A 14,600-nucleotide genomic window follows, 5' to 3' on the forward strand; every position below is an offset into this window, starting at 1 on the left:
CGACGCCCACTCGCGCCGCCGCAGCGGATCGGTGTGAAGAAAAGCTTAGTGAATCCCCGCTGACCCTAGGGCCGGTTTTTCATTACTTAGAGCCACCCCGCATCACGGGCCATTCGGGCCGCCTCGTAGCGGTTACCGGCGTTGGTTTTCGCAATGATGCTGGAGAGGTGATTGCGCACGGTGCCTGCGCTCATGTGCAGTGCGGCCGCGATGCTGCGGGTATCGGCGCCGCTGAGCGCCTGACGGGCCACCTCCACCTCCCTGGGAGTAAGCGGGGATTCCATGGCGCTTAAGGTATCGGCCATCATCTCAGGATCAATCACGGTCAGCCCATGATGTACTTGGCGTACTGCCTCTGCCAGCTGTTCCGGCGGGGTGTCTTTGACCAAAAAGCCGCGGGCGCCATGAGCGAGTGCCGTTTTCACATAGCCCGCCCGGCCGAAGGTGGTGACGATCACGCAGGCGCAGGGGGTGGCGGCGTGGCGATTGCGTTCTGTGATGGCTTTGGCGGCCTCGAGGCCACTCATGTCGGGCATCTCTATGTCTACGAGGGCGATGTCCACCGAGTGAGCGTCGATAAGCGGCACCACTTCGCTGCCGGAACCACACTGCGCTACCACCTCGATATCGCGCTCCAAATCCAACAGGGCCGCGAGGGCGCCGCGTACCAGGGCCTGATCATCGGCCAGCAGAACCCGGATCATGCTGCTCCTAACTGCACCGTGATGGTGGTGCCATCGTGATTCTCAATCTGCAGCTGCGCCCCGGCCGCTGTGGCGCGACGACGCATCCCGCGCAGACCATTGCCCTCGTGCGTACCCATACCGCACCCATTATCGTGCACCCGCATACACCGCGGGGTGAGGGTGATGTGACAATCGCTGGCGCCGGAGTGGCGAATGACATTGGTGATCGCCTCGCGCAGCACCCACGCAAACAGCGGTGGATCCTGCACCGGGGTGGTGTGCTCGATCGTGCACTGAATACCCGCGGTGGCCAGGGCATCGCGGGCGTGGGTGAGCTCGGTGGAGAGATCGCGGCCCAATTGATGATTCACCGCGGCGCGGACCTCTACGAGGCTGCGTTTACTCAACTCCGCCACCGCCTGCATTTCCTCCTTAGCCCGCAGCGGATCGTGATCCACATAGCGGGCAGCCACCTCGGCCTTGAGGTTAATCACCGTGAGCGAATGCCCCAGCAGATCGTGCACATCGGTGGCGAGCTTCTCCCGCTCCCGGGCTTGTTCCAATTCCTGGCGGATTCGGCGGGCTGCGAGCTCGCGATTATTCGCCACCCCGGCCACTGTGATCAACGCCGGCACCACGACGGTCAGACTCAGAATGCTCAGATCCGCCCCTGCGCTGAGCACGAGGATCGACGCCGCCGCGCAGAGAAGAGGCACCGCGCTCAGAGTGAAGCGCAGCGGCCGCGAAAAGGCGATAAAGGAGACAAAAAACGGCAGAAAACACACAACCCAGCTGCCCAGAGGGATGCTCGCGCAGGCAACAAGGATGCTTAATGCGGCGGCTGCCGCCCAAAAGCGAGCATCCGGCGACCACCCGCGCGGATAGTAGGTGTGCGCGCCAAAGTAGAAGCTATAGACGCCCGCGAAGGCGAGGATGCACAGCACCGCCCACACCTGTTCCGCTGTGGAGACACGAGGCGCAGTGTTCATCACCGGCACCGCCAAAAACGGCAGCCACAGACTGGCGAAAATACAGGTGAACACATCGAAGCCCTGCCAAGGCCTAGAGAATGTGCCGTGCACGGCTGAGGGGGTTGGTGCCACGGATGTGCTCGCCTCCTTGCCTTAGGCTAAACGCGCGACTTATCGCGGCGGTTCAGCAGCACCACGATCGTGCCGAACAGCAGCGCCCACGCCACAACATTGACTACAGCATAAGACAACGGATCGCTGATCATGCCCGGTGCATCAGCAATGGCCTGGGTGCCCTCGGACAAGGGATAGCGGGCCAATGCGCCGGCACCATAGGCAGGGGTGAGGCGCACAATCGGCATCATCGATTCCGGCAGGGGTGTGAAGAGATTACCGACAAAGGCCAACACCACCAACGAGGCCGAAGACACCGCCACCGACGTCGTGCTGCGCAGCACCATGGCCCAGGCCACGCCATAGAAGCCAAAAGGAATGGAAACAAGCACGCACAACACCCCAGAGAGCGCCCACGCGGCAGCCGGCATCTCTGCCCCGGTGAGTGCGCCAGTGATATACACCGCCACCACCGGCAGCAATGCACGCAGTGTCACCGGAGCGAGTTGAGCGGCGAAAAGCATACGCCCAGACAGTGGGGTGAGGGCGAGCTGCCGGTTCCAGCCGCTCAGCCCCTCCAACACCGTGGCCCCGGCGCCGCCGACTGCGCCCACCGCCCCAGCGTAGAAAGCTAGTCCGATCATCACGTAGGCGGTGATATTGCCGTCATGAAGCGGCTGATCCCCAAAGGGCTGGGCGGCGCCGAAGACCAAGAAGAAAAACACCGGCAGCGCTATGGAGAAGAAAAGCCCAGCTTTGTCTGTGAATACCCGAGAAAGATTCAAAGCCAAGAATGTCATGCGTGTTCTCCTTCAGAGGTGATAGCGAGGAAAGTATCGTCCAAGGATGCGGCAGTAATCTGCAGATTCTTCGCCGCGGTGTGGTTAAGCAGATAGCGGGCGAGAGCATCAGAATCAGTGGTGGACAACCGCCACGTGCCGCCCCCTCGATGCTCCACGCCGCCGAGAAGCTCGGCAGCGGGGGAGTGGCTTAACTCCTCGGGGGAGAAACTAGAAGGAAACTCCGCCTCGATGTGCTGTGCGCTGCCTAAATGTCTGATCTCGTCCACGCTGCCATCAGCCAGAATGCTGCCCTCAGTGAGCAACACGATGCGCTCGGCGAAGTTCTGCGCCTCCTCTAGGTAGTGAGTGGCGAAAAGGATAGTGGTGCCGTGGCTGGCTTGGGCGCGCATCGACTCCCAGAATTCGTGGCGAGCGGTGGGATCCATGCCGGCGGTGGGCTCATCAAGAATGAGGACACTCGGCTCGCCCAGCAGCGCTAAGGCGAAACGCAGCCGCTGCTTCTCGCCCCCAGATAAGGCCTGTACTTTACGGCGGCGCAGAGCGGTGAGATTCGCCCGCTCAAGCACCTCCTCCAGCGGGGCAGTGTGGGCAAAGGTACTGGCGATCAACCGCACCGTTTTCTCCACACTGAGATCAGGCAGCAGCCCGCCGGTTTGAAGCACCGCCCCAATCTGCGAGCGTTCCACCGCAGTTCGCGGCGAGGTGCCACAGATCTCTACCTCCCCAGAGGTGGGAGTGGTCAGCCCCAACAGCAGATCAATAAGCGTGCTCTTGCCCGCGCCATTGGGTCCGAGCAGGGCGATGATCTCGCCCGAGCCGATCTCGAGAGAGACATCCTTGAGCGCCTGAACCCCCGAGCGGCCCCCAAAAAACTTGCTGACATGCTTCACGCTCGCGCCCGTTTCGGCGCGCGTGGTGGTGGATGATGTGGAGTGCATGCCCCTCATCCAAGCGGAGAGGCGCCCCTAGGACGTAGGGAGATTGTCATCTCTTCACCATGAGGATTGTCATGGGTGATGGTCCGTGGCGGCGCCACTGGTGCGGCCAAGTACGGCCGCCACGAAGCCTCGGATTAATGGGGCGGGCTCAGCGGACGCCGCTGAGCGCCCCACATGCTTAGCGCGGCTGGGGCAGAAAATCCGCCACCGGCTGCGGCATCGGCACATACTCCGGCACCAGTGCCACCAGCGGATCGGTAACCGGCGGGGCGATATGACCCACCTGCTGATCCACCACCTGGCGCGCCGGGTAGTTCATCATCGGAATCCCCGCAGAGCCGAAGGGCGTGGGCAGAGCAGGCGGGGCCGGAATGTGGCCGCCGGGGGCGAAGGCCGACTGCACATCGTGGGTGAGCTGTGCGGCAGGGCCATGAGTGGCGGCGGCCACCGAGAAATCATGGCCGTAGCTGGCGGAGGCGTGGAAGGAACGGCGATCATCCGACCAGCCCCACTTGGTGCCGATGACTCCGGGCAGAGTGGAGGTGCCGAAATTCTGGGCGTAGCCATCGGCCGCCACCGGCGAGGCGGTGGCAAGGGCCACCAGCACGGGATCGGCTGGGTTCTGGCGCTTCTTCGCTTCCAGATACTTCACGCTATCCGCAGTGGAGGTAGTGGAGTTGCCCCAGTGGGCGGCGCCATGGGTATCACGCAAGCCATAGGCGGAGGCGGTGGCATTGATGGACTGCGGATACTTGGCATAGAGCTGGGAGGCGATGCGATCATCCGAGGTGCGCAGCATCTGGGTAGCCTGCGCCTTCTCCTCCGGGGTGCCGTGGGTGAAGACATAATCGGCGATGTACATCTTCACAATCGACAGCCCAGGCCTGGATTCGTGCTCGTTCGCTGTACCCGCGTGGAACCCGGTGAGGGTGTGCTCGAAAGAGATCTGGGTGCGCCCTGGGGCACTGATAGTGCCATTGGGATTGGTGCGCGGCACCGGCGCCGCCGCAGCCGAGGTGGCCAGTAGCGGGGCGGCTGCCGAGGCGATTACCGCCGTCGAGACAGCCGCCACAACGCGGCGGGATACGCGGGGAAGACGAGAGGGAGCGCGGTGAGATCCAGTCATGCTGTTCAGTATATGGCTTCAGGGCTGTGCGCTGGAAGTAAAGGTAATATTTGCCTTCCCCACGCTGGGGTCGTGGCCCCTGGATGGCTGGGGGTTGAGCGAGACGGTGGCACAACCTGTGCCGGATGCCTCCGTCGTGGCAGGTCAACCACCCCAGATTAAGCCGCTGGGGCTCTGCCTCCTGCTTTGTCCCTAGCGCCTGCGGCGCCCCAGTGGTTGTTCCCGGCGCCCTCGGCGTTCGGCCACCACTGCGCTCTGGTGTGGCCTTTAGGGAAGCTCTGGCGGATCCGGTAGCTCTCCTTTGTAAGAGATATGATCGCCATCCCAGTAGTAGACAACCGATTTGGTGTGGCTGTACATGAAAGCTAGTGGATCTCCTGATTCTCGGAAGGCTTTGCTGTCCACAAAAGATACTTCAACGCCGTTGGGATCCTCTTTGGCATTCGCGACTGTTAAGCGGTTGTCACCCGCGAATTGCTGGAATGAACCCTTGTGAAAAAGCGCAACCATAAGGTAGGAGCGCACATTTTCATCGTCTAGCAGGATGTACGACACATCCTTATCTGGGTCGTACGCGGAGCTATCAGAGATAAACAAACCGTCAGAGTCCATCGCTTTCCGTGCCTCGGCTAGGGCGATGTCTTCGGCTTCCGACCTCGAGGCACCAGTAGAGCTCTCAGAGCTACTCGACTGCGGCGCGTTGTTATCGGCCGAGTCGTCTGGGGTGACGGTCGTCGTTGTTGTTTTGGTAATGGTGGTGGTTGGAGTCTCAGTAGCCGACGGGGCTGCTGCGGTGTCATCGTCGTTGCACGCTGTCAGTCCAGCAATGCAGAGCCCAGCGGCAAGGGCTATCGCCGAGGCCTTCGTGGCCTTTGAGTAGGCGGTGCGGGTACCCATGTAGATTCACCTTCACTAGATAGTCGCAGGAAAGAAGCTAACTGCCCACCACGCCGTGGACGTGGATGGTCTGATCACAGCCCGATTCGACTTCAATACCCGGGTGGCAGCGGCTTGGGAATCCCGCCAGTCGGTGGAACACTCCCTACGCTGTGAAGGGCAATTCCTTGGGCACATGGCGTGGTTGGTGAGCTAGGGCTGATGCGACGGTTGGCGGTGCCAACGGCGCGCTCGTGCACGCTGCTTAAGCCCTCGATGCTGCGTCATTGTTTTCTAACGTTACTCACTCACAGGGCAGGAAGAAGGCGTTTTAAGCAACGTAATGAGAGTGATGTGCGAAAGCGGTGTGGGCCGGGCTTACCCAGCGTCATAGTGTCCGCATTTCTGTGCCTCGATACTGGCGAGATGTCCAGCTCGGCGGTTTGTCGGCTTCGTGGCGGGGAGCCCTTGACGCACACGAATCCGGCCCTAGTCACTTACCTACATAGGAGACTAGGGCCGGTTATGTGGTGCTCATGGTTCTGTGATCGGCGCGTGTGAAACACTGTCCGCGTCGTGCACCTGCTCTGGCAGGCGCCAGTGAAAACTCGCGGCCTGGCGCGAAGAATGGCCAGAGGCTAGGCGATGAACATGAAGGAGAAGATCACGTTCAACACCGTAGCGGCGATCATGGGCACGCTGGTGCGCTTTACCAGTTTCATCGGGGAGGCATTGATTGCCCCAGAGACAATGAGCACGGCGGCATTCACCGGAGAGATCTGGCGCATCGAGTTGGATGTTCCCCAGATGGCGGTGAGCATCTGCGGGGCGTGGATCGAGGTGTCCTTGGCGAAGGCGGGAACCACCTCGGCGAAGGCGAAATAGGGTGCGGTGCCGGAGCCGGTCAGGGTGGCCATTGCCGCGGTGGCGAGCACAAACACCAAGACGATGAGCACCGAGGCGCCCGAAGAACCCTCGGCAGCGGAGATAAGCATATCGATCACGCCCATCTGCGTGATGCCTTCAACGAAGACAGCGGCGGCCACCAGCAGTGCCACCACGCCGCCGGCGCCTTCACCCATTCCTTTGAAGAAACTGGCCGCGGCATCGATCGCCTCGGGCACATTGCGGTGACGTGCGGATTCGATAATGAGCGCAATCACCAACGACACCACGGTCACCGGCAGGATGCCCGCCTCGAAGGGCAGCACTCCAGCGCGGTTGAGAATCGCAGAGACCACGATGAGCACTAGCGGCATGAGTGGGAGCAACGCATAGTAGAAGGGCAGGTTGGCGGCGCGGCGGATGGCTTCCTGAATGTGGGCATCGTCCGTGCGGTCGGTGGGCATCTCATCATCGGCGGAGTCGTGCCCTACTCCTTCCGCACCTGCGGAGGGGGCGTGTGCAGCTGTGCGTGCATCCACGATGTCGCAGCGCCGCTGCCACCACATGTGCACGAAAGCGGTGATCAACAGGGCGGGAATGGTGGATCGAGCCACCGAGCCATAGACGAACTCGGTAACAGACATCTCGCTCAACGCGGCACCCTGGATTAGCCCGGCCTCGAGTGGGGTGGGAACGATGGTGGAAGAGGTAACCACAATGGCACCCACCGTCAGCGGGGTCAGCCCAGCGGCGATCAGTGCCGGCAACAGGGTGGCTACCAGCAGCAGTGAGAGCGCAGAGGCGGAGGGGATCACCAAAGAGAGCAGGTTGCCGATGAGAAATCCTAGCGGCACCAGCCAGTAGGAGCCCTTGAAGCGGCGCAAAGGAGTGGATAAGGCAACCACGGTTTTCGCATCCGCACCGATATGGCGCATGTAGGAGACGAAACCAAAAAGCACCATGATGGCCATGCCGATACCGGAGAATCGGCTCTTAAACAGTTCTTCGATCACCAGCAGCTGGTCATAGAAGGAGTTGCCCGTGGCGTCGATCTCTGTAGTGCGCAGATCCGCGCGCCCAAGCAGCGCGGAGAACATCAGCAGTGCGACACCCACACAGAAAATAGCCGCGGCGGCGTGAACCTTTTTGTAGATCAGATACACCACTGCGGCGATGGCTAACAGCGCAAGCAGGAGGTAGAGCATGGGTGAGGCCTTCCTCGGTCGGTGGCCCACGCCGCATCATCACACCCGTGCGAACATGGGCCGAGGTGGTCGATGTGTACTTGTGGCAGCACAGCCCTAGGGAGACCCTAAGGCCGATTGCACTGTAATTTTATGCCACCGCCTGTGTGCCATATACACCTGCCTTGCGTGGCGACGCCACCTCCCACACCTCAACCTCATGGTGCCCGTAATCCTCTGGTTGAGACATGGGCTGAACCTTCGAATGGAAAATCAGTCCCACCACAACAATTGGGGCGCTGAATCTGCGGTAGTAGCCTGAAAGGCAGGATCTCATCTGCGAGACATGCAGATGAACCAGCCCCGCCGCAGCCCCATGCAGAGATGTGTGGGGCTGACGTGCGTCTTCCACGCTATCGAGGCAATAGTCGATAGTGACAATCCGATCTGCTGGGAGAGCCGAGAGCTGGCTCGGTCCAGCAGGACTGGCTGCCACTATGCCGCCTAAGCGTTAGCTTTCTTCGATCAACCTCCCGAAGACCTCGGGCAGCGGTCCGTCTTCGCTGAGTTCGTTGGTGGCGACGGCGAGCACGTGCTCGGGAAGCTCATCGTCCGCGTAGTGCAGTATCAGCTTGTGCTCTTCTCCTTCAAGTCCCCATTCGGCAATGGTGGGGGTACCTCCTATCTCGTCACCGAGGTTATCGGGAAAGCGCACACCGGCACGATGGAGGATCTGCAAAGCGGTGAGCACTTCCTCCTCGTCTTCGAATTCCTCAAAGGCCGCCGCCCATTCGGCACTGACCACTTGGTCAGTGGAGGCCGCAGAGCGCGGAGGTTCTCCAGATACTCCAGCAGCGGCGACTGAGCCGGCCCCATCAGTATTGCCAATATCGCCCACGCCGCTAACGCCGGCCGATACGCCGGCCGGTACGCCAGCCCTACCAGCGTCGCCTGGCACTTCACCCGGTCCACCAGCAGCCCTACCGGCTCCGGCAACACCACCTCCGGCAGCACTAGCTCCGGCAACACCAGCCGCCGCGGCCTCCACTGCAGAGAACCCGCTGCTGTCGATGACATCGATGAACAGGTTCTTGGGATCGAGGTAGCTGAGATTGGAGATGGTCAAGAACCGGTTCCAGCTCTCGCGATCCGAGCCCTCTTTATCTGGGGTGAAGTAGATCTGCACGCGCTTGTCCAGCTGCCGGATGTCGATGGCAGAGCCGAGGAAGTCCGCTCCGCGCATGCTCGCAGAGGCGGCGATGTGCATTCCTGCGGCGTGCCCGAGTTTGTCCCAGTGCTCGGTGGGGTGGTGCAGAATTTCCAGCAGCTGCGTCATGGGGTCTCGAAGCAGCAGTTCGTGACTGGAGTCTTGCATCTTGAGGGCGGCGTTTACGCTGCCGCGTAGCTGGCTGACAAACCAGCGGGGCGTCTCGCTGGAGCCGGTGGTGCGGGTACTACGCCGCGCTTCGAGGTCGCGGTAGGTGATGGACCATGGGTTCACTCCTAGGCGCGCTAGTTTGGTGCGCTTGGCAAAGTCCCCGGCTACGCGGTTGTGTAGATCGCTGGCGTGATACTGGTAGCCGTCCAGGTAGGCGGCGATGTGATGCACGTTGGCGCGGTCGGTTTGGAAGTAGAAATCGGGGATGGTCTCTCCCAGATTCTTCTGTTCCTCCATCGTCCACTGGTGCGAAGAGTTCGGGAAGTTGATGGTCCAGCGGGCGTAGTTGCCCACTGTTTGCTCCTGCACGCTGGCGCCTTTGGCTTTGAGGTCCGCGCGCAGCTGTTCGAGGAACATCACCTCGAGTGCAGAGCGGCTGTCCGGCTCAGGTTCTTCTTCGGTGAGGCGGCTATCCCACACGTTCTCCTCGAGCAAAGGATCGGCCGTGTTCTCGGGGTGGAGATCATCCAACAGGATCTTGGTGATGGCAGCCAGCGCGGATTCCCGCGAGGTGCGGTCTACATCGCTGCCGGCGCTAAAGGGCAGTAGGCATTCTGGGCAGGCCTGGCGCTGGTCGTTCTGGCAGGGGCAGGCCTTGAGTTTTTCGTAGGCCTTCACCAGCAGGCGGCGAATGTCCTCCGAGGAGGTGAATTGCGATAGGTAGCCGGTGCCGCCCGGGATGGTGTCGTGGAGCAGCAGCATGGGGCTGACCTTGCCGTGGGTGCTGGCCTTTACCGGCGCCACATCGAGGTGGTCTGGGTTGCCGCCTAGTGCCAGTTTGAAGCCCATGCGGATCGCCGCGATGAGACTCGGGGTGGAGTGTGCATCGGCGGCGGCGATGCTCGGAGGCAGGTGCATAAGCACGCCTTGGGTGGTGAGGGTGCGCCCGAGTGCGAAGGCGATGGTGTCTTCCTCCACGGCATTGCGCAGCGAGCACCATGGTTTGTGGTCTTGCCAGCGGTTCGCCCCGGCCTCGGAGTCTTTGTGCCCGCATTCGCGGCACACGCGAAACATGGGGGTTTCCACATCGCTGCCGCAGAGGGATTGGCGCATTCCGCCTTGGCCGCGGCCGAGGTTGAGCCAGCGCATCTCTACCGATGGCAGGTAGCGAATACCGAAGCCGGTGCCGCGAAGGAACCAGCCCTCGCCGTAGCCGCCTGGGGGCACCACCATGGATAGGGCGCGTTCGAAGCGGACGGAGGCGCGGTCGTCTCTGGCGTCGGTGATCGCGGAACGCGAGTAGTCCACCTGCGCGTATACGCGGGTCATTTCCACCACGTTGATTACTTGGGCCGCGTCGGCGAAGCGGGTGTCGCCGCAGTGCGGGCAGGGCAGCGCATCCGATTCGGGGGTTTCGACTCGCGAGTAGGAGCAGCTGGGACACAGCCGCCACTGTTGCACGGCGGCGTTGTCTGGGCCGAGCTCCACTGAGTCGACGGTGGCGGCGATGCCTTGGACGTAGAAGGTGGCGTCGGGGGCCAGCTCGAAAAGCGCGGAGGAGATACCGCGGGAGTATTCGCGGGCGCTGGTTTCGATTTCTCCGGTGTCGGCGTCGGTGCGGGAGATGGCGAGGTGGAACTCCACGGATTCGTCCAGCAGGGTGAAGTTCGGCAACAGGCCGGCGCGCTCGAGCACGGCGATCCAGTATTCGTCTTTGAACTCGGAGTCCAGCTGGGTGCTGATGAATTTCCACGCCGCTCTGGTGTGGCGCAGTTGCAGCTCGGTTTCTTCATCGGCGCTGTTGCTTTCAGCTACGCGGCTAAGTTCTTCGAGGGTGGCGTGCACGGCTCGTTTGCGCTCGAGCAGCATGCTGCGGTGCGCGTGCCATTTCTCGCGGCTGGCGCGCAGGGTAGGTACCGCGTGGGTAGTGGCCCATGTGCGTAGTTCCTCGTGCACGGCTGCTGGTGCGAAGTCTCCGACGCTGGCGAGGAAGTTATCCAGTAGGGGATCGATGCCCTCCTCGATGCGGTCGATGAGGGCGGCTACCACGGATCCGTCGAAGTCGTCTGCGCTGTAGCCGAATACCGATTGCGCGCGCGTGGCGGTCACGCCCACTTCTGCGAAGTCCATGGTGTCGAGCACATAGGCAATAAATTGCCGGTGCAGAATCTCCCGGGCGGACAGGAAGGCCGCCGGCGGCTGCACGATTCCATTAATGGTGCTTAATGGGCGCTCGAGGCGGGCTAGGGCTTTGCCGCGTCCGCGCAGTACTGCAATGACGAGCGAGTTGCCGCTCAAGCGCCCCGCACGTCCCACGCGCTGCACATAGGAGGCCACCGAGTCCGGCAGGGAGGCGAGCATCACGGTGGAAAGATCACCAATATCGATACCCATCTCCAGGGTGGGAGTAGCCACCAGCACGTTCGGCGCATCGGGTTTTTGCTTGTCGACAGGTGCCTTAAACTGCTCCTCGATCTCTAGGCGGTCTGCTGTTTCGAGCAGGCCGGTGTGCTCCCGGCTGATCACCGTGCGGGAATCCCTGGAGCTGTACAGGCTGCGGTAGTAGTTGTGCGGGTTGGCCACTGTCTCGAAGTGGCCTTCGCAGCCGAGCGAGTGGCACCGGGTGTGGGCGAGGAGTTCACGGCCGTGGGCGTCTACGCCGAAGCGGCGGTGACACACCGAGCATTCGAGAATCTCGGGGTGTGCCTCGTGGGCCACGCGGATGCGGGAGGGCTCGAGATAGTAGATCGTGGCGGCAGTAGCGGATTCGAGGCTGCCCAGCACACCCGCTTTGGCTAGCAGCGCGCAGAGCGTGGTCACCGCGTGGGCGGCGCGGCGGGTATCGATGCGAAGGTGGGAGGCACTCCACCGGGCGAACCATCCGCGCTCTTCCGATAGCGGCAGCACGGAATTTCCGCTTTTGGCGCCGGCGAGTTTCTTCCCTGCGCGTGGAAAGTGCGGGGCGCCGCCCTTGGGGAAGCGTGGCACACCCTGCGCTGCGGCTTCGCGGCGGTAGAGCATGTAGGTGTTGCAGTCGTTTTTGAGATAGGACCGCAGCAGCTCGGTGTAGATGCCGCCGCTGAGGCGGATATATTCCAGCACACCCCGCGCCCACGCCAGTTCGGAGCCTGCACCGCTGAGTCGATCGCCGCTGCTGGGGTCTTGGTTGATGAACGCCGGCATTTGCTCATTGGCAAAAGCGCTGTGCAATGCTTCTTTCGCAATGGGCTCCAGCACCGCATCGTCTACGTCCACGCCCACAGACACCGTGCCGGTGGAGACCAAGGAGCGCGGCAGGTCGGCGCGATCGCCGAACTCTAGGGCCACATCCAGCTCGAGTACCTTGGCCAGCCGCTTGGTGGCTGCGCTGCGCTGGCGGGAGGGATAGGTGTTGTCCCAGAAGGGTACGAAGCGTTTGTTCTCCGCGACCCACGGCGGCAGTAGCTCGAAGCGGGCGCGGGCGGGAACCTCGTCCGCATCGGCAGAGTCAATGAGCTGCTTGGGGAGGGTATCCAGGGTGGTCGTGCCGGTGATCACGGAGTTGGTGCGGCCACGGAAGGCGAAGGTGCGCGCCCGCGATTGCATGAACCCAGCACGGTGCGCGGCATCTTGCACGGAGTCGGTAAACACTAGGGATTTTTTCTCTGCGGTGTTCACATCGTCCATGCCGAACAGGTTGGACACCGCCACAGAGAGCAGGGTGGCCACCGAGGATCCGAGGAAGCGGATGGAGTCCCGCTCCCCGCAGGAGGGGCAGGTGTCCTGCCGGGCGAGCTCGTCAATGTCCTCGCCGCCGTAGGTGAGTACAGGCACCACGCCGCCGAAGTCCAGGTGCTCTTGATCCGGTTCGCTCACGCTTAGTTGCGCATTGGGCAGATCCAGCCAGGCGAGGATGGAGTGGTCCTCGGCCGCGCGATTGTGGCCGGAGTAGATCTCGCTGGAGGCGGCGATCAGTGGGCGCATGAGAGCGGGTTTGCGCACCGCCTGTCCGCGGATGGTTTTCGGGTTGGTGTCAATGAACTCCTCCCCGGGCTGCATGCTGGCCATCCAGCCGGAGCGTCCGCAGTTGCGGCAATAGCAGGCCGGCAGCCAATTGCCCTCGGTGGTGCCATTATCGGACCAGCGAAACATCTCCGCCCCAGAGGGGTTGAGCTCTACCGCGCGGTCGATGCGGGAGACTTCCCGCACCCATAGATGCGTTTCCACACCGGGAAACTTCTTGCCGTGCCAGCCGTGCTGTGCGCCGAATTCGGCGCGCAGGTGCGCGATCTCGGTGAGGGTGTGGGCAATAAAGGTGGCGGCATCCTCGCCGAGCTGGCGCAGGGTTGTGGCATCAAATAGTTGCGCATCCAGCGAGGTTTCTCCGCGCTCGAAGGAATCCTTCAGCGCCACGGGACGGCTGGTGGCCCGCAACACCTGCAGGATCCACTCATTGCGCGAGGCCGCCGCCACCGCCTGCTCCACTGTGGAGTCGGCAGAAATACCCAGCAGGTGCTCGCTGAGTACGCGGTGCACGATGTGGTCGTGTTCCACATGCTCACCAGCGTCGGCGAGGGCGTCTTCGATCGCGCGTTTCATCTCCTGCATCGCTGGAGCCGCAGGCGCGGGCGTGGCCGCGGCATCGACTCCGGTGAACTCTGTGATGCTGTGTTGCCACTGCTCTATGGTTTGCACGGTTTCGCGCACCACCGCATCGGCGCCTAGCTGCTCGCCGAAGATGGTGTGGGCGAAGGTGAGCATCTCTGTGGGCTCGGCGTCTTTATCGCCCAGCGTCGCCGAGGTCGCCACCGGCGTGATCCGCCCCAGTGGCCGCGCCTTCTCCTCCGCGTTTAAATACCCTTCCGGCTGCAGCGCTTTGATCTTCAAGCCCATGCGGCGCAGCAGCAGCGCCACATCGGTGCCCTGGGCGCCGTCATAGGTGTGGAACTCGTCCAGAACCACATAGTTCAGGCTGGTGGCGGACATCGACCACAGCAGCTGATCCTCATCGCGCAGCAGCAGCTGATCCAGCATCTTGTAGTTCGTCAGCAGGATCTCCGGCGGGGATTGCCGCATCGTGTCCCGATCAGTGATCAGCCCCGCCTCGCTCACCTTCCGCCGCCGCGACTCGCTCGCCTCACCGGTATAAATACCGGCACGAATCCCACTCAGCGCCGGATCGCTCGTGATCAGCTCCGCCAAACGCGCCGCCTGGTCATTAGCCAGCGCATTCATCGGATACAGGATCAGCGCCTTCAGCCCCAGCTGTCCTTGCGTGCGCCGGCAGTGATCCAGAATCGGGTACAAAAACGACTCCGTCTTACCCGAACCAGTACCCGTCACCACCAGAGTGGGATCGGGGCGGCGCTCCACGCCATCGCTTATCGACGCCAACCTCCTAAACGCCTCAGCCTGATGCCGATAGGGAAGAAACCCCTCAGGCAACCAGCTCAACACGCCCTTCCAGTCCTGTGCCGGGGCATAAGGCAAACGGGTGCGCACATAGGGCCCGTGGAACATGCCCTCCTCAGGATCGGTGAGGAACTCCTTCAGCCCCTCGGCGGTGATGGGATCCGCCAGAGAGAAACTGGTGGCCAAGTACTCACTCAAGCCGCCAACAATATGGCCCGAGGCGTGGGTGGGGATGAGACTGGACATGG

The 14,600-nt window shown here is 62.4% G+C and carries 8 protein-coding genes; all 8 read right to left on the reverse strand.

Features of this window, described 5'->3' with window-relative positions:
* Positions 1 to 86 precede the first annotated feature (86 nt).
* The 8 genes from CCICO_RS00380 to CCICO_RS00415 all read right to left on the reverse strand — a co-directional run bounded on the left by CCICO_RS00380 (position 87) and on the right by CCICO_RS00415 (position 14,598).
* On the reverse strand, positions 87 to 704 hold the full coding sequence (locus tag CCICO_RS00380) for a response regulator transcription factor (protein WP_018018465.1): 618 nt from the start codon (positions 702 to 704) through the stop codon (positions 87 to 89).
* Positions 701 to 1,789: a sensor histidine kinase gene (locus CCICO_RS00385; RefSeq protein ID WP_156809776.1), complete on the reverse strand. Its 1,089-nt coding sequence runs from the start codon at positions 1,787 to 1,789 to the stop codon at positions 701 to 703. The genes CCICO_RS00380 and CCICO_RS00385 overlap by 4 nt, the downstream gene beginning before the upstream one ends.
* A 26-nt stretch (positions 1,790 to 1,815) precedes the next feature.
* Positions 1,816 to 2,571: a hypothetical protein gene (locus tag CCICO_RS00390; RefSeq protein ID WP_018018467.1), complete on the reverse strand. Its 756-nt coding sequence runs from the start codon at positions 2,569 to 2,571 to the stop codon at positions 1,816 to 1,818.
* Entirely contained in the window at positions 2,568 to 3,512 is a 945-nt protein-coding gene (locus CCICO_RS00395; protein WP_018018468.1) for an ABC transporter ATP-binding protein, read from the reverse strand. The genes CCICO_RS00390 and CCICO_RS00395 overlap by 4 nt, the downstream gene beginning before the upstream one ends.
* Before the next feature lie 178 nt (positions 3,513 to 3,690).
* Entirely contained in the window at positions 3,691 to 4,638 is a 948-nt protein-coding gene (locus CCICO_RS00400) for a hypothetical protein (protein WP_018018469.1), read from the reverse strand.
* A 267-nt stretch (positions 4,639 to 4,905) separates the two neighbouring features.
* Entirely contained in the window at positions 4,906 to 5,535 is a 630-nt protein-coding gene (locus tag CCICO_RS00405; protein ID WP_018018470.1) for a hypothetical protein, read from the reverse strand.
* A gap of 617 nt (positions 5,536 to 6,152) precedes the next feature.
* Positions 6,153 to 7,604 (reverse strand): C4-dicarboxylate transporter DcuC, encoded by a 1,452-nt coding sequence (gene dcuC / locus CCICO_RS00410; protein ID WP_018018472.1) that lies wholly within the window; start codon positions 7,602 to 7,604, stop codon positions 6,153 to 6,155.
* A gap of 490 nt (positions 7,605 to 8,094) precedes the next feature.
* A complete protein-coding gene (locus tag CCICO_RS00415; RefSeq protein ID WP_018018473.1) occupies positions 8,095 to 14,598 on the reverse strand; it encodes a DEAD/DEAH box helicase in 6,504 nt (2,167 codons plus the stop codon).
* Positions 14,599 to 14,600: the final 2 nt, after the last annotated feature.

The organism is Corynebacterium ciconiae DSM 44920 (assembly GCF_030440575.1).
Taxonomy (GTDB): domain Bacteria; phylum Actinomycetota; class Actinomycetes; order Mycobacteriales; family Mycobacteriaceae; genus Corynebacterium; species Corynebacterium ciconiae.